The organism is Niallia oryzisoli (assembly GCF_043641075.1).
In the GTDB taxonomy this organism is placed as follows: Bacteria; Bacillota; Bacilli; order Bacillales; family Cytobacillaceae; genus Bacillus_BD; species Bacillus_BD oryzisoli_A.
In genome coordinates this window covers 49,831-67,110 of record NZ_JBHZRC010000003.1, presented here as the reverse complement: position 1 = coordinate 67,110, position 17,280 = coordinate 49,831, and the positions used below count along the sequence as shown (strand labels likewise).

The following is a 17,280-nucleotide window of genomic DNA, read 5'->3' as shown; positions in this document are numbered from 1 at the left end:
GCAAAGAAAGTGGGGAAAGCTCTATGCCAAAAGGTGAAGGTAAGGTTATTGCGCAAAATAAAAAAGCACATCATGACTATTTTATTGAAGAAACATATGAAGCAGGACTTGTACTGCAAGGCACTGAAATAAAAGCACTGCGGGCAGGACGTGCCAATTTGAAGGATTCCTATGCAAAAATCCTAAATGGAGAGGTTTTCTTAATCGGCATGCATATCAGTCCATATGAACAGGGAAACCGCTATAATCATGATCCGGAAAGAACAAGAAAGCTTCTGCTCCACCGTAAGCAAATTAATAAGCTGATTGGTGAAACAAAGGAAGTCGGTTATTCGTTAGTTCCATTAAAGATTTATTTAAAAAATGGCTATGCCAAAATTCTAATTGGTCTAGCGAGAGGGAAAAAGAAATACGATAAACGCGAAGACCTAAAGAAAAAAGAAGCAAAACGTGATATTGAACGGGCATTCCGTGAAAGACAGAAGATGTAAGTGAATTTTACCTTTATGGTGAAAAGGTAGCTGGCAGGGACTCCAGTAACTTACAATTGAAATCATCGTGATTTGTGTTATAATAAGTTATGTCAGCAGGAGCTGGCAAACATAATCTTTGCTCGACCTTTGAGCATTCCTAACGTCAGCGCTTTTCGCGCAAATCGATAAGATAATTCAGTTTATCATCGATTTTCTCATCATGGGGACGCTACGGATTCGACAGGGGTAGTTCGAGCTTAGGTTGCGAGTCGAGGGGATCGGCCTCGTTAAAACGTCAAAGCCTATAACTGGCAAACAAAATCAACTTTTAGCTGCCTAATTAAGTCAGCTGTTCGCCCTTCCATTGCCTGCGTGGTAAGGTAGCGGACCCAAACTTTGCAGGATACGCCGGATTTCACCGTCTGAGGATGAAGGAAGAGAACAATCAGACTAGCCAGCCCGGACGCCCGTCGATAGGCATATGGTGCGGCGAAGCTCAAATATATCGACTACACTCGTAGAAGCTTAAGTGACGATATCTTTGGACGTGGGTTCGACTCCCACCGTCTCCACCATACATAACGATGTTGGTGGTTTATACTTATAATTAAACGGACTTACCTTATTGGTAAGTCCGTTTTTGCATGTGCATATGTTTTATAATTATTTTGTCATAAAATCCGCTCCATCTTATTGGATAACTCCCGTCTGCGTAATCGTTACTTTTGACTTTACCTTTACTGTAAGAGTTGGATATTCTTCCTTTCTCCATCTATCAACATTAAAATTGCGGGTTTGCGTTTTAACAAAGTGACCTAGTCCAAGGGGGTCAAGTTCTTTATCTCTAAATCCCTCAATCATTTTTTCACATTCCTTGTTAATTTCTGTTTCAAACGCTTTTTCTAATTCTTTAATTTTATCCGGAGTCAATCGATTACCGGTAAATTCATTTATGAGTCCCCTTACCTTTAAATGAATGGTTACTTCCTTAGGATTTCGTTTTGTCAGCTTATAATTATGTCTTGATTTAATGCTGCGGATGGCCGCATTGCCATCTTCAATATGGACCCGGTGCATGCCCTCGCTAAATTTATCGACAAGGAGCTTAAAGAAAAACATCTTTCCCGGCGGGATGACATCAATGACTTTCCCATGGCTGAATAGGCCGATTCCGCTAACTTCTAATTTATTTTTAGAGAGCTGTTTCAGCTGCGGTAGATAAGGCGTTTTTCCTTCCTGGTAAAAATCATGCAGAAATAGATGTAGATTGGTTTGCGGAAGCTCCTCCTGCTTGATGTTATGCTCAATTAAATTCGCAATAAACGTTCCATTTCCCTGTATTCCGTAATTCCCTTCCAATAACGGCTTTGCATCACCTTCTGTAACAGCTAAATAAAGGCCTGAACCCACACCTGGATCCCGCTGAAAGGCATCCACCAAATCAAGGATTCCTTCCTTTTTTGCGATATCCTTTCCAAATAGGACAACTTCAATACTCCCTGTAACAATTGGATCAGGGGTTTGCTGCTGAATGTCCTGCAGAATACTTTTTTTGATAATCGCTTCCGCCGAGTAGGCTTCATTCTTGGGAGGGGCGTCTCGCAAATAAAGGGGATATGTAACAGTTCCAAGAATCTTTCCTTTTTCAGATAGATCAAAGCCAATTCCTTCAATTAAACTAATATCATCCAATACCTCCTTTTGAACACAGCCTCCAAGCATGGAGAGAAGAACAAAATAAGCGATAAATTTACGTATTTGGTGCACTCTTTTTATCACGACTTTTCACCTTCCCTGCAATTAACGTTGCAAAAAATAATAACGGGATGTAAATGAAATTGAAGTAAAAGCCGATTCTTGCCGTAATATCCGTCAAAGTATTGATCATCTCCCGGGTGAGTAACATGCTTGTAGCGATGATACATAGTATTGATAAGGCAGGTACTGAAACCTTTTGACGAATGGTAAAAATCTGTTTCATTACCCAGCTCGCACACCATAAGGCCAGGCAGACATTTGGAAGAATAATTAAACACCAGTTGGCAATCCCAATATATTCAAATCGTTCAACAAAAGGCATTTTAATGATTTTCCACATGGTTAATAAAGGCCAAGTATTTTTTTGCAGCTGGTTTTCGGAAAAATAAGCAAACGTTATGATTGCGATATACAAACAAAGGCATGCTGTGTATCCATTTCCTAAAATGGCCCATTTACGTGACTTTTCGGGACTTTTAATGAAAGGGTAAAAGAATAAAATCGATTCAAAGCCAAGAACAGCCAATGAAATATCACGGCTTCCCTTTAGGATATCCGTAATCGAATGATCAAAAATCGGGAGTAGATTGGTGAAATCTGCAAAAGGAAGCGTAAGGATAAACAACGGGACGATATAAAAAGGTAAAATGACCGAAAAAAACGCTATCCCTGTTATCGTTCGAATCCCGCCATTCACGATATAATTAACTAAGATAAAAAAGACAAGTGCAAACCAGAAGACACTTAGTTCAGGAAACATCCAAACATGAACAATTTCAATAAATCCTCTTAGGACCGTAACCGCCTGCAGGCAGAAGTAAAGAATAAAAAGCGTACAAATGATTTTACTAAGCCTTTTGCCAACAATGAAGGTATGGATGGCAATGATATCGCCATCCGCTATTTTTGTCATTTTATATATCATCCAGAGAAGAACGTTAATGACAAAAGCAATGATGAGAATTGACATCCAGCCATCATAGCCTGCATCCTTTGCAACGATTCTTGTAAAAACAAGGAGCCCCACACCGGTCTGCATTGCATGAACGAGAAAAAAGACGAGAAAAGGTGCAATTTTTTTGTTTTCCGCGATTGTTACTTTCATAGAATTACCTCTAATCTTCGATATCTTTCTTTTTCTTTGCAGCAGCTTTTTCAGGAAAACGGTTTGGCTGTTGCGTACGCAAGAAGAATGGCCGTTTTCTTTGTTTTGTGAAAGGCAGCCGAATTAAAGAATCTTTAAAGTCCTGCCTTCTTAATGGATAAATGGGTTCTAAAAACGGTCTTCCCAGTGACGTCAAACGAATGAGATGGGTAAGTAAAAAACAAAAACATATCAAAATTCCTAACAGCCCCCAAAGCTCAGCAAAGAGTAAAAATGGGAAACGAAGTAAACGAATGGTATTACCCATTTTATAGACAGGTGTTGTAAAGGAAGCTAGTGCAGCGAGGGCAACAAAAATTAACAAAACATTACTCGTTAGCCCAGCATCAACACTTGCTGTCCCGATGACAATACCGCCAACGATACCGATTGTCTGTCCGACTTTTGTCGGAAGTCTAGCTCCTGCTTCCCGTAATAGTTCAATGGTTAATTCAAGAAATATAGCCTCAAGGATTGGAGGAAAAGGAATCGCTCTTCTTGAAGCAACCAATGCACTTAATAAATCCTGCGGGATTAATTCATAATGATAGGAAAGTGTTGCTACATATACAGGCGTTACTAAAATAGAAAAGGCAACGGCAAATAAGCGAATTAAGCGAAAAAAGGATGCAAGAATCCAGTTTAAATAATAATCCTCAAATGAACTAAAAAATTCTACCAATGTGGTAGGAGCAATTAAAGCATGCGGCGAGCCGTTTACCATTACGGCTACTTTTCCTTCAGCTAAAATAGCTGCAACACGGTCAGGTCTTTCTGTGTCAAGGAGCTGTGGGAAGGGTGAATTATGATTATCGGAAATCATTTGGACGATATAGGAGCTATCGGTGATTTCATCAAATTCAATCTCCTTGATTCGTTGTTTAACCGTATGGACATTCTCTATATTGGTAATGCCGTCTAAATATAAAATAGCCACTCTTGTTTTAGAAAGTGAGCCGACTGTCTGCTCTTCGATGATTAATTCTTTTACAGGAATCCTTTTCCGTATCAAGCTTAGATTCTGATCAAGCGATTCGACAAAGGACTCCTTTGGACCAATTACACTGAATTCTACTTCAGGCGGAGTGATGCTTCGCGTAGTATCCTTTGGCACTGAAAAAAAGCAAAAATGATTCACTTCCCCTTGAATGGTAAGTAAAACATTTCCGGTAAAAAGTTTATCTTCAATTGTTGAAAGGTCTGTTGAAAGCTGGACATCTGGAAGAGGGATGATATGCTCTGCATCCTCCAGCTTATGGAATTCCTTCTCTAACAAATAAGGGAGAGCACTCTCGCGAATCGCCTTTTCATCCACAAGCGTAGACAGAAACGTTAAGCAAAAAGAAAGTCTTGTTTTTTCATTGATAAATTCAACTCTCTTAAAATCATTCGATTTTGATAAAATCTGCTTTACACTTTCCTTCTCTTTGTTCTTATTTTTAAAAAGATTAAACAAGATGGCAGTCTCCTTAGCAGTTGAGTCTATTCCATATTGTTACCTCATTTGGAAAGTTTATGAGTTATTTGATGGAGCAGAGTTCTAAATAAAGCAAAAAAAGCCGGGTGACGGGAAAATCCCATCATCCGGCTTTCTTCATTTATTTAATCAATAAGTCAAGCTTCCAGCAATAACTAGCCCGACAATAATGCCTGCAGCGAATAAGCTGAAGCCGACGGCCATATTGCCTTCCTCCACTTTTTTCGCTAGGTTTGTTGATTTTGGTGTTAGAATATATTCAATAATCAAGTAAACAATAACCTGGGTGATTATTCCGATTAAGCCCCAAATAAAGGCATCAAGAAGGTTGACGCTTCCTCCCCAAACCGTGTACAGCGTAATCGCTAAACCAATCACTTTTCCCCAGAGCTTTAGCGCAACGGCTGTGTTTCCATCCTTAATTAATTGCCATTCAGAAAATTTTGTTGTGAAGGCAAAGGCAACTAAACCGATGATAATTAACCCAAGACCTGTTCCAACATGGGCTAGAAAATTTAAAAAGCTATCTGATGAAATAAATTCCATTACTGTTTTTCCTCCTCGTTTTCGATGCCTACTGGTAAGAAATAGGCTTCATTATCTGTAATTTGTCTTCCAGCACGGATACCGATCGCACTTGCATGACCGTTTATATAGAAGCATCCATACATAAAATGGACGTTTTTCTTTCCTTGTGTGGTTTGAACAACAGTTTCAGGAAGTTTGATGAATTGCTGATAAACGGGCAAAGAATCCTGGTATGTTTTATGAGAATCTTCCTCCACTTTTTCTCCGTCACCTGTATAAATTTCAACGGTATCTCCTTCACGTCCAAAGGAGGGCTTTTTCACAAAGGTGTTTCCTTGTCCAAGAAAATAGTCTTCATCCAAATAGGTTGGTAAAAAGTAAGTATGAATCCATTCATGCTCTTCCTCTGTAAAATAAGAATGTCTTTCCTCGTATAAACCCCATATCAATGCCATTACTGCTTTTGACTGCAGTAAAAAGGCTGAGGGTGGATTAATAATTGCTAATTCCTTGTCTTCCACAAGCTTCATTAATAATTGTCCGACTTTTTCCTTTGTTTCAGGATCTTCATCATCAACGAGATGCTCAATCGGATAGGTTTGCCGGTATAGAACATCAATCTTTTCTCCCTGGTTATCATAAAGACCTCTATCAATGATGAGATTTCCATTTTCAATCACCTTGTCAGGTACCAGTCGAAGCTGACTAAGACCAATATATTGACTATGTAAACCATATAATTTCTGTAAATATTGAGCAGTTAAGCGGTCTTCTTCATGGTCATCGTGTGAAGAAAAAACGATGTTAGGGCGTTTTCTTTTTCCAAGTGAAAGAAAAGCCATTTTAACAGCCAGTTGAACGGCCTCACGAAGCCTTTCCTCACAGGCCTCATTCGGGTTTTCTAATCCAAAGGCTTTACAAACCCTACCGTTAACGAAAAAAGTTTCTTTAATGAAGGTAGGTGTATCAGAGTTGACCTCAAGGAGTTTTACTTTCTCATCTGTGACCACCAAATCAAGGCGTGCGATAACACTTTCAAAGGGCAGCGTCTGCTGTTTGATGAAGGATAGTGCCGGCTTTGGAAATCCAAGCTGAAGCAATGTTTCTTCATCTAATTGCCGTAATAGCGGTGCCGTTTTAAACAGTATATGTCCGATTCGTTCTGCTGCCTGTCGAATACGCTTGATCTTAGCGGGTGATTCTTTTTTTACATCCCATAAAGCATATTCTGTGTCAAATAGGTCATGCCAGAATCCATCGATTCCTTCAAAAAAACGCTGCCTTTCCTGACGAAACGTATTCATGTTTATCCCCCGAATCCGCCTTTTGATCCGCTGCCAATTCCTGATTTATAGGAGCTTTTGTATGATTTATAGCTCGGACTGCTTGTTAGTGACTTTTTACTAGAGTAAAAGGAGCCGCCGTGATAATATCTACCGCCGTAGTATGAGCTATCATCATCACAGTAATAGGTTCCTGTTTTACTATCCCAGTCCCAATCACCACAATCGTATCCAGTCGGCTCAGGCGGACGGTCCTCTCCGCAGGCCGCTAGTGAAGAAACGAGTGCAGCAGCCACAACACCTTTCATCATTTTCTTTGTCTTTTTCAATCTTAATCCCCTCTCTTATTCTGTTATGGAATAACCAGTTGGCGTGACATACAAAACAAATGCTTTACGGTCTTCATCAATCTCGGCAGAATCCCGTTCCCATTCCTTACCGTAGTGGTAGGTGTAGACACTTCCAATCGTACTTAACACATCTAAATGATTGGTTACATATTCTGATGAGATGAGTGGATGATTTTTGATCGTATTCAGTTCCCGCACCTCAAGAAGAATTCCATCCTCAGACAGCAATTCCCCCTCAATTGGATCTTCTTCATAGAGCTCTACATAAATAATAAAAAGATTAGCCTCAATAGCAGAGGAAAGCTGTCTGTATGTCACACCGCTTTTGACGAAAAACTCACATTCTCTTCTTGCCAAAATTTGTTCAAGCTCAATCTCTGGATAATGATAAATAGGAACAAAATGGTCATTCCCTTTGTGGAGCCGGTACTCCAGTACAGCATTTCGAAATTTCATAATCCACACCCTTTTGTTTGATTTCCTATACTAGGTACGCTTCATTATAAAAAAAGTTTCGTTGGATTTGTCGAAAAAATCGTAATTCGTTATTTTTGTTACTAATCTACTAGGAAGATAGATTTAGAGTTTTAAAGGTACTAACTATAGCAAACAAACAAAAAAACCCGATCTCAGGGAAATCGGGAATTTAGATTATTTTTATTTTTATTCAAGAAACTCTTGTAATTTCTCTGTTAACATTAAAAATTGTTCTTTGTTTCTGTCACGTAACGATAAGTCGATTTCCTTTAGTATTTGCTCTTTTTGGAAATCGCGCAGCGCTTTGTCTAACACCATTTCAGCAAATAGTGAATCATCAATTACCTCAGTTTGTTGGGGTGCGTTTAGAGAGTACTTATTCATTTGGAAATCAACTCCTTAACCTTTTTTCAATTATAACAGTTAATTTCAGATAATTCAAACATTTTTATAATTTATTTTTAATTTCTAAAACTAATTAACCCATTTGAGTAGGTACGTGTTGATTATTTTAGTAAATAGGTTTGTTCATCATTCAAAATGGTGCGAAGTTACGTATACATGCAGTATATCTAACCATTTTAATTGGAGGATGAACAAGGAGGATAAAAATGAGCAAAGGGAAGAGTAATCAACATAAAGATGCTGAACAGAGTTCCAAAACACGTTTTTATCAGGCATTTTTTGATTCTGTAAAAGGAAAAGAGGTAAAAGTCTATCGTGCGGGACCTGAGGCCAAGCATGGAGTAGTTCTAGATGTCCAATCAGATTATGTGGCGCTAGCTGTGAAAAATTCGGTAATCTATTACCAGGCAGAGCATATTAAGAGTGTTAGTTCCCCGACAAAACCAAAGCCGCACCATCCTGAACAGGAGCATAAGGAAAAAGAAAAAGAAAAAGAGAAGGAAAAAGTAAACTTTTTATCAGCGAAAAATTTTCGTAAGCTGTTAAAGAAGATGGAACAGCAAGTCGTTCAACTAAACCAGGGTGGTCCTGATTCAATTCATGGAAAGTTGTTAGCAGTTAAACATGATTTCTTAATTATGCATACAGAGGATGACGGCCATGTTTATGTGAGTATCCATCATGTGAAGAGCGTAAGCTTATCATCTAAACCGTTTAAAGAGAAAGAAAAGAAAAAAGACAAGATGATTGAAGCGCATGATTTATTAGGTGTCTTTAAACACTTGGAAAATAAGTGGGTGGCCATTAATCGCAGCGGTCCTGAAGCTGTTGAGGGAGTCCTTTCCGTAGATGATGGTTACTATAAGCTTACACATAATGAAGAAGTTATTCTTGTGGATCCATTCCATGTTCGCAGTATTAGTTCAGGTCCAAAGAAGAAGAAGGACAAGGATAAGGATAAGGATAAGGGCAAGGACAAACATGACCGGAAGGATGGAAAAAAAGACGGTCATGATGGTAAGGGCAAAGGTAAAGAATGCGATTGCAAGGATTGTAAAAAGTGCTGCAAATGTAGCGGGATGGACAGATTCAGAGATTGTAAGGGCAATAATAATAAGGACAATGATAAAGACAACGATAAAGATAATTCAAAATCCAATAAACGATGTAAGGATTGGTTTGACAAGAATTCTAATAAAAAAGATAGAGGTTCTATGAAGTCATGCAATGATGATAATCGTAAGAATGATAATGACAAAGACAATAAAGACAATAATAACGATGATGATAAAGATAATAATAAAGATGACAACAGCAAAGACAACAATAATAGCAATAAAGATAAATAGAATAATGAAATGCATCAAGAAAAAATTCCTTTTCAAAAGAAAAGGAATTTTTTACGTCAGATGAATGGTCAGGTTAGTAAGCTGCACTTATTAATGGATAACCCACTCTATCCAAAAATAGAGGATAATTAGAGTAAAAGCAACAGTAATGGGAATGACCCGAACCGTTACCTTCAAGTAATCTTTCCAGGATACTTTTACATGGTGCTGTCTTAAAATATGCATCCAGATTAAGGTGGCTAATGTTCCGGTTGGCAGTAGAAGGGCCCCTATGTCACTTCCAATAATATTGGCTAGATAAATTGTTTTTAGTGTGACTGGATCAAGTCCCATTTGTGTTAAGGAAAGAGTACCAATCATTAAAGCAGGATGGTTATTGAAAATGTTAGATAAAATAGTTAGGGTAGTCCCCATAATCATACTTGCATGAAAAAGACTAGTGGCTACCATCGGTTCTAGATATTCGATTAAATAGCGAGTTAATCCAATATTTTGTAAGCCGTATACGATTATATACATCGTGAACGCAAATATGAAGATATGCCACGGTGTCTTTTTCAATAAATCAACAGGGCTAACTTTCAAATAGAACCAGCGCCATAACAATAAGAGAAGGGAACTCAGTGCTGCGACGAGCGATACTGAGATGTCTAAATAGGCTGCGACAAATAAGGAGATACGGACAAGAAGTACATAGACAATCACAGCGAACATTAATTTTGTATGTCTCTTTGAAGTAACTGAACCAAAAGGCGGCTTGCTATGGTGTTTTGGCTGTAAAGGATGCTTAGACAGTTGCGGGTGTAAGGGCTTCCAATGCTTAGGTTGTCCAGCCATTGCTTGGGCAGCAGGTTTGTCAGTGGGAGCGTTGGTTTGAGTGATGGAAGTGGGTAATGTTTTACGAAAAATAAGATATAGAAGGATAGAAAGAAGCAGTAATCCCAAGGTTCCTGGAACAAATATCATGAGTGTATAGTGGATTAAATCCATCTCTATAATCTGCAATGAGATTAAGTTAACAATATTGCTTACCCCAATGGGGGCACTTGAAGCGGTCGCAATTAAGGCTCCGCTGAGTAAATATGGCAGCTTCTGATTATCCTTCAGTCCAAGCTTCCTTAGTAACAACAGTAAAATGGGAGTTGTAATTAGAATACTGCCGTCATTATTTAAGAAAAGTGTCATTAAAAAACAGAGAAGATTCGTTAACCAGAAAAGTCTGTGACCTGATCCCTTTGTGGCCTCTAATAATTTTTGTGCTACCCATTGGAAAAATCCGATACTCTCCATTGCGATAGCCATAATCATCGTTGCAAGAATTGTAATGGCTGCTCCGGTGACTTTTTCACCAATTACTTCAATATCCGGTAACGAAACCGCGCCGCACAAAATGATGAGTAACGCACCAAGTGTTGAAGGAATGGCTTCGTTTATTCCTTTCGGTCTCCAGAAAATGAGAAGCATTGTTAATAAAAATGAGAAAATAGTAAACCAAAAGGTGAATGGTGTCAATGAAACACCTCCTTTCAAGGGGCCCTAATACCGTCAGTATTACTCCTTAATAATCTAAAACGTGTCTGCTATAGTATACGTAGCGGCTTATTAGTTGTCCTCAACGTTTTCACCAACCAAAAGCATCTATTATTCTTTTAATATAAAATAAATCTTTAATAGACTGCCTGTACTGAAAACGTTTTCTGCATTGATGAATTTTTTTATTAAAAGGATTGACATAGGACAAATAAATGTTAGAATTTTATGTATAAATATTAATTGATAATCAATCTCATTCAAAGAGGTTTGATTTTTATTTTTAAATTAAATTGATAATGAATCTCATTGTTTCATATCTATTAGTGAAAACATTAATTTTTTTTGTTTAATAGTGATAATGCTTCTCACTGATGGAAATTTTTTCACCTCAAAAGATAATGGATTTCATTTGGGGTGAAAAAACACTTGGAATTGATAATGAATCTCATTATTATATCTTAGTGCTACATATTCACGTCACAAAAAGAGAGTTAGGAATTAGATGAAGAAAAGATACCTTGTTATATTGCTCATTCTATTATCATGTATATCGCTGTTCATTGGTGTATCCGGTATTTCACCGCTAGACATCTTTAAAATGAATGAAGAAGAAGCCACCATTTTCTTCTCTGCACGGGTACCGCGTCTTGTCAGTATTATTATCGCGGGAGTGGCGATGAGTATCAGCGGACTAATCATGCAGCAGCTCAGTCATAATAAATTCGTTTCACCGACAACTGCTGGAACAGAGGATTCTGCCAGATTTGGAATTCTTATCGCAATGATGTTTATACCAGCCGCAAGTCCAATGGTGAAAATGGGTTTAGCGTTTGTTTTCGCCTTACTTGGGACATTCATTTTTATGAAAATACTAGATAAAGTGAAATTAAAGGATGCTGTTTTTATTCCTTTAGTAGGTTTAATGTTTGGTAATATCATCACATCTATGACTACCTTTTTTGCTTATAAAAATGATTTAATCCAAAACATGACAGCCTGGCTGCAAGGGAATTTTTCCATGACAGTCAAAGGACAATATGAGCTCATTTATATCAGTATCCCGCTTGTCTTAGTTTCCTATCTTTTTGCGAATAAGTTTACTGTTGCCGGAATGGGCGAGGAATTTGCCGTCAACCTCGGTCTTAAGTATAAACAGGTTGTTAATCTCGGTTTAAGTCTTGTAGCGATGATGTCAGCAGTGGTCATATTGACGGCTGGTTTGATTCCGTTCCTAGGGTTGATTATTCCAAATATTGTATCGATTTATAATGGGGATCATTTACAAAAGAATCTTTCCCATACTGCATTACTTGGTGCTGTGTTTATTTTAGTTTGTGACATATTTGGCCGCTTGGTGATTTATCCGTATGAGATTCCAATTGGCTTAACGGTTGGTGTGATTGGAAGCGGTATATTTATCTACTTACTTTTGAGGAGAAAGGCATATGCGTAATTGGACAAAAATTGGAATACTATTCATTGCAGCAGCCATTCTCATTGCGGTCTTTTTGTTTACTGATGTAAGAGGATCCTGGGATTATGTGCTATCGAAAAGAACTGAAAAAATAGCAGCTATGGTACTGACCGGTGCGGCCATTGCCTTTTCCACAATCGTATTCCAAACGATTACCAATAATAAAATTCTCACACCAAGTATCATTGGGCTTGATTCACTGTATATGCTGATCCAAACCGTTTTAGTTTTCGCGTTTGGATCAATGAATTCGCTTATGAATAAAAACGTGAACTTTTTTATCTCAATTGCCCTTATGGGGGTATTTGTTGGAATCTTATACAAAATCATTTTTAAAAGAGAAGGCAATAATCTTTATTTTCTCTTATTGATTGGAATAATCTTTGGTACATTTTTTCAAAGTATTTCGTCCTTTATGCAGGTATTGATTGATCCGAATGAGTTTATGAGAGTTCAAGATAAAATGTTTGCCAGCTTTAATAATATCAATGGTGATCTGTTGCTTATCTCCTTTATCCTAATCATCCTTGTTACACTGTATTTCCTTCAGTTTACAAAGTATTTGGATGTCCTATCTTTAGGAAAAGAGCAAGCGATTAATTTAGGGGTTGATTATGATCGGATTGTGAAACGATTGCTTATTGTTGTCGCCATTCTGATCTCCATATCAACAGCACTAGTTGGCCCGATTACATTTCTTGGATTATTAGTTGTAAATGTGACGTATCAATTATTCAACACATATAAGCATACAATTCTACTATTTGGTTCGATTTTAGTTAGTATTATTTCTCTTGTCGGCGGCCAGCTTATCGTTGAGCGGGTATTCACCTTCTCAACAACCTTAAGTGTTATCGTTAATTTTATTGGCGGAGTATACTTTATTTTTCTGTTATTAAAACAAAGAAAAGCCTAGTGAGGAGGAGAAGAGAATGTTAAGTGTAAGAAATTTGACAAAACGGTTTGGAACAAAAAAAGTGGTGGACGGGGTTACAATGAAAATCCAGAAGAAGAAAATTACCTCGTTCATTGGTCCCAATGGTGCCGGGAAAAGTACCGTATTATCTATGATCAGCCGTTTGATTCTAGCTGATGAAGGGATTATCCATATTGATGATAAAGAGCTGTCATCCTGTAAGAGCAATGATTTAGCGAAAAAAATATCAATCTTGAAGCAGTCCAACCATATTAATGTCCGCTTAACAGTCAGAGAGCTTGTATCCTTTGGGCGTTTTCCTTACTCACAGGGCCGCTTAACAAAAGAAGATTGGGAGTATGTTGATGAAGCCATCCATTATATGGAGCTTGAAGAAATGCAGGAGAAATATCTTGATGAGCTGAGTGGCGGGCAAAGACAACGTGCCTATATCGCGATGGTTATCGCGCAAAACACGGAATATATTTTACTAGATGAACCATTGAACAATCTGGATATGAAGCATTCTGTTCAGATTATGAAGGTATTACGCAGACTTGTTGATGAACTTGGAAAAACCGTTGTCATCGTCATCCATGATATTAACTTTGCGTCCTGCTACTCTGATTACATTGTCGCATTAAAGGATGGAAAAGTGGTCAAGGAAGGACCAACAGATGAAATTATTAAACCATCTGTATTAAAGGATATTTATGATATGGATATTAATATCGAATATATCGATAACAATAAGATCTGTGTCTTTTATGCATAGGTGAATGGCATTCAGCCTCCGGCGGATGCCTCAAATGTAATTTTTGTTTGTATTCGATTGAGAAATATTCTCAAATACCATGATTTCAGAGCGCGCAACCTTTCTGAAAGGCTGTAATCATGAGAGAAGGCTCTATCAATCATAAATATAATGATACTAAAAATATAAAACTACTATGAGGTGTAAAACATGAAGCAAAAGTTAATGGTTTTTATTTTAACACTATTTGTCCTGCTATTAGCAGCATGCAGTTCAGAATCATCAACAGAAGAAAGCAAGAGTACTGACTCAAGCGAGCCGAAAGAGACTGCAGAAGCAAAAGAAATTACTGTGAAGCATCTTTTAGGTGAAACAGATGTAAAGGTAAATCCAGAAAATGTCGTTGTATTTGATTTTGGTGTATTAGAAACATTAGATACATTAGGAGTTAAAGCAGTTACAGCGTTGCCAAAGGAAGGTACTGTACCAAGCCAGCTTGAAAAATACAAGTCTGATAAATATGAAAGTGTCGGATCTTTAAAAGAACCTGACTTTGAAAAAATCAATGAGCTTCAGCCTGAATTAATTATTATCTCAGCTAGACAACAAGATTTATATGAAGAATTCGCAGAAATTGCTCCAACGATTTATTTAGGTGTTGATACAACAAAGTACATGGAATCATTTAAAGAAAATACAGATATTCTTGGTCAAATTTTTGGTAAAGAAGCAGAAGTAAAGGAAGAATTAGCAAAAATTGATGAAAACATTAAAGCATTGAAGGAAAAAGCATCAGGATTAGATGAAAAGGCATTAGTAACATTAATAGATGAAGGAAATATCAGTGCATATGGACCGGCATCACGCTTTGGAATCATCCACGATGTATTTGGTGTAAAACCAGTTGATGAAAATATTGAAGTTTCTACACATGGTCAAAGTATTTCATTTGAATACCTAGTTGAAAAGGATCCTGATATCCTGTTTGTGGTAGATCGTGGAGCAGTTGTTACAACTGGCCAGGCTGCAAGTCCAGCAAAAGAAGTTCTAAACAATGACCTTGTTAAGGGTACAAAGGCATTTAAAGAAGACCGCATCGTTTATCTTGATCCAAATGTATGGTACTTATCAGGCGGTGGGATTATTTCTGTAAACGAAATGGTTAAAGCAATCGACGAGAGTCTATAAAAATAAAAGAGTACAAATATATGTACTCTACCTAAAATAATTGTCTAATGTAAGACTGAGTGCTCCCAGCACTCGGTCTTTTTATTATATCGCTGGAAAAGAAGTGTTAGCAAGCAAAAAAGACTGACGTAATGTCAGTCTTTTTGTGAAATAACTTTATGCTTTGAAATAGAAACGGGTGTTTCCATCATTTTATTGAAGTTTACCCGCTTATTTACCGCGTACATAATCGGTGCCCCAACAATCATCACAGCCAGCTCTCCAGCGGCCGTAGTCAGCCATGTAAAAAGGAATGGCATGCCGAACGCAAGGTTTAGTTCAAAGGCAATGATAAACATCGTGAAGGTGAATACAATCGTGTTAAAAGCCATACGTGCCCAAATGCCTTTAATAAAACGCATCGAGAAGAGGGTGACTAAAAGGGCAACAATCGATTGTCCGACACCAAAAACAAGATCATAGGCGACCATTGGCGAAAAGAATAGGTTAGTTAAGAAAACACCAAGGACAATTCCATAGATAAATTTCTTGTTAAACACGATGAGATGATTAAACATCTCGGATACACGAAATTGAACATTCGTGAAGCCAAAAGGCTGGATGACAAAGCTGACAGCGATGTATAGTGCAGCAACAAGGCCATTTACTGCAAGGGATTTGATATTCATAAGTATCTCTCCTTAGTTTTTTATCGTGGGAGGGTCTCGAACCACGTGAATAAGGTAACTCAAACTATAATATTATACTATAAAAATGAAAAATTAAAACACTTTTTTTGAAGAGGTAAAAAGAATATTCTTGACATTCTCTCAAAGACTCTTTATTATTACCTTATCAGAATAAGAGTTTTCCCTAAAGGGGAGTAGCTTTTACAGCAAAGTCGTCATTACGGAGTTTAAGCTCCCGGCTTTGTTGGCAACTTTTAAAGTTGTTAGCAAGACCTTTACCAATAGGCAGGGTCTATTTATATTTATGAAATCAGACCTTTACTATTGGTAAGGGTCTTTTATTTTGTCTTCGATAGGAGGAGAGTTAATGGGCAATGAAATGACAGGGAACAGAAGGATTGTACAGAAGGAAGTTATGGAAAAACTCTCTGGTAATCGAGCAATCTGGACCGAAACTTGAGCATGGAAATCCATTAATTGCTGCTATTCAGTCGAAGTATATATACCATTTTCAGGGAGGTAAAAGATGGAATTTTCATTATTATTTGAGTATGGATGGGTCTTGTTAGTATTAATTGTGTTGGAAGGACTATTGGCCACGGATAACGCGTTAGTGCTTGCGATTATGGTTAAGCATTTACCAGAGGAACAGCGGAGAAAAGCTTTATTTTACGGATTAGCCGGTGCGTTTATCTTCCGTTTTGGTTCCTTGTTCGTCATCTCATTTCTGGTTGATATTTGGCAGGTTCAAGCGCTTGGAGCTGCGTATCTTATCTTCATGAGCTTGAATCATCTGTATAAACATTTTCTTAAGAAGAAACATGGGGAAGAAGGACATCATGAAAAGCCTGCTAAGCAAAGCGGTTTTTGGATGACGGTATTAAAGGTTGAAGTAGCAGATATTGCGTTTGCTATTGATTCGATCTTAGCCGCGGTTGCATTAGCGGTCACGCTGCCTATTATTCCTAATTTGGGAGAAATCGGCGGAATGCATGCAGGTCATTTCATCGTCATTTTTGCAGGTGGTTTCATTGGGCTTGTCATCATGCGATTTGCAGCAAATATGTTTGTTAAATTATTAGCTAAAAAACCTGGTTTGGAAGTTGCAGCCTTTGTAATCGTTGGATGGGTTGGAGTAAAGCTTTTAGTTCAAACCTTAGCACATCCAGCTATCGCCATTGTTTCAGAAGGATTTTCCCATTCAACAGCCTGGAAAGCGACTTTCTACATTGTATTAATTGGAATCGCTGCTGCCGGCTGGTTCTTATCAAAGAGTCATGAAACGGAAACAGAATCCGAAAAGGCTTCAGATAATGTGAATAAGGTGAATGCGTAAATTATATTATTCTAATGCTGATAGGGAAGGTGTACCACTACTTGTGGATTTGGGTCAAAAAAAGACCTCCTATGATCGTTATAGGAGGTTAGAAAAGGGGGGTTTTACACTTATTTCTAGTGTGACCCTCCTGAGAGATTTTATTCAAGCTTATGCATAATTTTTTA

Annotated in this window: 17 protein-coding genes, 1 other RNA gene and 1 riboswitch; of the genes, 8 read left to right on the top strand and 10 right to left on the bottom strand. The window is 37.8% G+C overall.

The genetic code is table 11. The features are described 5' to 3' along the window. Positions 1 to 23 precede the first annotated feature (23 nt). Complete coding sequence (gene smpB / locus ACHUFV_RS12605; RefSeq protein ID WP_394234609.1) at positions 24 to 491, top strand: SsrA-binding protein SmpB; 468 nt, start codon at positions 24 to 26, stop codon at positions 489 to 491. A 204-nt stretch (positions 492 to 695) separates the two neighbouring features. After that, positions 696 to 1,048: a transfer-messenger RNA gene (gene ssrA, locus ACHUFV_RS12600) on the top strand. Between the two features lie 115 nt (positions 1,049 to 1,163). Here ssrA and ACHUFV_RS12595 read toward each other — a convergent pair. The 8 genes from ACHUFV_RS12595 to ACHUFV_RS12560 form a co-directional block, all read right to left on the bottom strand. Beyond that, on the bottom strand, positions 1,164 to 2,252 hold the full coding sequence (locus tag ACHUFV_RS12595) for a Ger(x)C family spore germination protein (protein ID WP_394234607.1): 1,089 nt from the start codon (positions 2,250 to 2,252) through the stop codon (positions 1,164 to 1,166). Continuing rightward, positions 2,224 to 3,336 carry a GerAB/ArcD/ProY family transporter gene (locus tag ACHUFV_RS12590; protein WP_394234605.1) on the bottom strand — a complete coding sequence of 371 codons (1,113 nt, stop codon included), beginning with the start codon at positions 3,334 to 3,336 and terminating at the stop codon, positions 2,224 to 2,226. The genes ACHUFV_RS12595 and ACHUFV_RS12590 overlap by 29 nt, the downstream gene beginning before the upstream one ends. A 10-nt stretch (positions 3,337 to 3,346) precedes the next feature. Further along, positions 3,347 to 4,831, bottom strand: a complete 1,485-nt coding sequence (locus ACHUFV_RS12585; RefSeq protein WP_394234603.1) for a spore germination protein — start codon at positions 4,829 to 4,831, stop codon at positions 3,347 to 3,349. 150 nt (positions 4,832 to 4,981) lie between these two features. Further along, the gene (locus tag ACHUFV_RS12580; protein ID WP_394234601.1) at positions 4,982 to 5,398 is read right to left on the bottom strand and encodes a DUF350 domain-containing protein; all 417 of its coding nucleotides are present in this window, start codon (positions 5,396 to 5,398) and stop codon (positions 4,982 to 4,984) included. Further along, positions 5,398 to 6,684, bottom strand: coding sequence for a glutathionylspermidine synthase family protein (locus ACHUFV_RS12575; protein ID WP_394234600.1), 1,287 nt, complete (start codon positions 6,682 to 6,684; stop codon positions 5,398 to 5,400). The genes ACHUFV_RS12580 and ACHUFV_RS12575 overlap by 1 nt, the downstream gene beginning before the upstream one ends. A gap of 2 nt (positions 6,685 to 6,686) precedes the next feature. Continuing rightward, positions 6,687 to 6,992 carry a hypothetical protein gene (locus ACHUFV_RS12570; RefSeq protein WP_394234598.1) on the bottom strand — a complete coding sequence of 102 codons (306 nt, stop codon included), beginning with the start codon at positions 6,990 to 6,992 and terminating at the stop codon, positions 6,687 to 6,689. Between the two features lie 15 nt (positions 6,993 to 7,007). Next, positions 7,008 to 7,469, bottom strand: coding sequence for a hypothetical protein (locus ACHUFV_RS12565; RefSeq protein ID WP_394234596.1), 462 nt, complete (start codon positions 7,467 to 7,469; stop codon positions 7,008 to 7,010). Positions 7,470 to 7,676: 207 nt separating this feature from the next. Further along, entirely contained in the window at positions 7,677 to 7,874 is a 198-nt protein-coding gene (locus ACHUFV_RS12560; RefSeq protein ID WP_394234594.1) for an IDEAL domain-containing protein, read from the bottom strand. Between the two features lie 227 nt (positions 7,875 to 8,101). Between ACHUFV_RS12560 and ACHUFV_RS12555 the strand changes: the two genes are divergently transcribed. After that, the gene (locus ACHUFV_RS12555) at positions 8,102 to 9,244 is read left to right on the top strand and encodes a hypothetical protein (RefSeq protein WP_394234593.1); all 1,143 of its coding nucleotides are present in this window, start codon (positions 8,102 to 8,104) and stop codon (positions 9,242 to 9,244) included. 90 nt (positions 9,245 to 9,334) lie between these two features. Here the strand turns inward: ACHUFV_RS12555 and ACHUFV_RS12550 are convergent, their stop codons facing one another. Next, positions 9,335 to 10,729 carry an ArsB/NhaD family transporter gene (locus tag ACHUFV_RS12550; protein ID WP_394235085.1) on the bottom strand — a complete coding sequence of 465 codons (1,395 nt, stop codon included), beginning with the start codon at positions 10,727 to 10,729 and terminating at the stop codon, positions 9,335 to 9,337. Between the two features lie 550 nt (positions 10,730 to 11,279). Here ACHUFV_RS12550 and ACHUFV_RS12545 point away from each other — a divergent pair. The 4 genes from ACHUFV_RS12545 to ACHUFV_RS12530 all read left to right on the top strand — a co-directional run bounded on the left by ACHUFV_RS12545 (position 11,280) and on the right by ACHUFV_RS12530 (position 15,109). Further along, on the top strand, positions 11,280 to 12,230 hold the full coding sequence (locus ACHUFV_RS12545; protein WP_394234591.1) for an ABC transporter permease: 951 nt from the start codon (positions 11,280 to 11,282) through the stop codon (positions 12,228 to 12,230). Further along, positions 12,223 to 13,167: an iron chelate uptake ABC transporter family permease subunit gene (locus ACHUFV_RS12540; protein WP_394234589.1), complete on the top strand. Its 945-nt coding sequence runs from the start codon at positions 12,223 to 12,225 to the stop codon at positions 13,165 to 13,167. The genes ACHUFV_RS12545 and ACHUFV_RS12540 overlap by 8 nt, the downstream gene beginning before the upstream one ends. Positions 13,168 to 13,183: 16 nt before the next feature. Next, on the top strand, positions 13,184 to 13,942 hold the full coding sequence (locus ACHUFV_RS12535) for an iron ABC transporter ATP-binding protein (RefSeq protein ID WP_394234587.1): 759 nt from the start codon (positions 13,184 to 13,186) through the stop codon (positions 13,940 to 13,942). Positions 13,943 to 14,131: 189 nt separating this feature from the next. After that, positions 14,132 to 15,109 (top strand): siderophore ABC transporter substrate-binding protein, encoded by a 978-nt coding sequence (locus tag ACHUFV_RS12530; protein ID WP_394234585.1) that lies wholly within the window; start codon positions 14,132 to 14,134, stop codon positions 15,107 to 15,109. Positions 15,110 to 15,243: 134 nt separating this feature from the next. Here the strand turns inward: ACHUFV_RS12530 and ACHUFV_RS12525 are convergent, their stop codons facing one another. Then, on the bottom strand, positions 15,244 to 15,777 hold the full coding sequence (locus ACHUFV_RS12525) for a QueT transporter family protein (protein ID WP_394234583.1): 534 nt from the start codon (positions 15,775 to 15,777) through the stop codon (positions 15,244 to 15,246). A gap of 6 nt (positions 15,778 to 15,783) precedes the next feature. Then, positions 15,784 to 15,828, bottom strand: a riboswitch (PreQ1 riboswitch). 475 nt (positions 15,829 to 16,303) lie between these two features. Between ACHUFV_RS12525 and ACHUFV_RS12520 the strand changes: the two genes are divergently transcribed. Then, positions 16,304 to 17,113 carry a TerC family protein gene (locus tag ACHUFV_RS12520; protein ID WP_394234581.1) on the top strand — a complete coding sequence of 270 codons (810 nt, stop codon included), beginning with the start codon at positions 16,304 to 16,306 and terminating at the stop codon, positions 17,111 to 17,113. Positions 17,114 to 17,280 lie beyond the last annotated feature (167 nt).

Excerpts from the sequence above, each read along its gene's own strand:
- smpB (WP_394234609.1), top strand. The coding sequence starts at position 24 with ATGCCAAAAGGTGAAGGTAAGGTTATTGCGCAAAATAAAAAAGCACAT.
- ACHUFV_RS12590 (WP_394234605.1), bottom strand. The coding sequence starts at position 3,336 with ATGAAAGTAACAATCGCGGAAAACAAAAAAATTGCACCTTTTCTCGTC.
- ACHUFV_RS12580 (WP_394234601.1), bottom strand. The coding sequence starts at position 5,398 with ATGGAATTTATTTCATCAGATAGCTTTTTAAATTTTCTAGCCCATGTT.
- ACHUFV_RS12575 (WP_394234600.1), bottom strand. The coding sequence starts at position 6,684 with ATGAATACGTTTCGTCAGGAAAGGCAGCGTTTTTTTGAAGGAATCGAT.
- ACHUFV_RS12565 (WP_394234596.1), bottom strand. The coding sequence starts at position 7,469 with ATGAAATTTCGAAATGCTGTACTGGAGTACCGGCTCCACAAAGGGAAT.
- ACHUFV_RS12560 (WP_394234594.1), bottom strand. The coding sequence starts at position 7,874 with ATGAATAAGTACTCTCTAAACGCACCCCAACAAACTGAGGTAATTGAT.
- ACHUFV_RS12555 (WP_394234593.1), top strand. The coding sequence starts at position 8,102 with ATGAGCAAAGGGAAGAGTAATCAACATAAAGATGCTGAACAGAGTTCC.
- ACHUFV_RS12545 (WP_394234591.1), top strand. The coding sequence starts at position 11,280 with ATGAAGAAAAGATACCTTGTTATATTGCTCATTCTATTATCATGTATA.
- ACHUFV_RS12540 (WP_394234589.1), top strand. The coding sequence starts at position 12,223 with ATGCGTAATTGGACAAAAATTGGAATACTATTCATTGCAGCAGCCATT.
- ACHUFV_RS12535 (WP_394234587.1), top strand. The coding sequence starts at position 13,184 with ATGTTAAGTGTAAGAAATTTGACAAAACGGTTTGGAACAAAAAAAGTG.
- ACHUFV_RS12530 (WP_394234585.1), top strand. The coding sequence starts at position 14,132 with ATGAAGCAAAAGTTAATGGTTTTTATTTTAACACTATTTGTCCTGCTA.
- ACHUFV_RS12525 (WP_394234583.1), bottom strand. The coding sequence starts at position 15,777 with ATGAATATCAAATCCCTTGCAGTAAATGGCCTTGTTGCTGCACTATAC.
- ACHUFV_RS12520 (WP_394234581.1), top strand. The coding sequence starts at position 16,304 with ATGGAATTTTCATTATTATTTGAGTATGGATGGGTCTTGTTAGTATTA.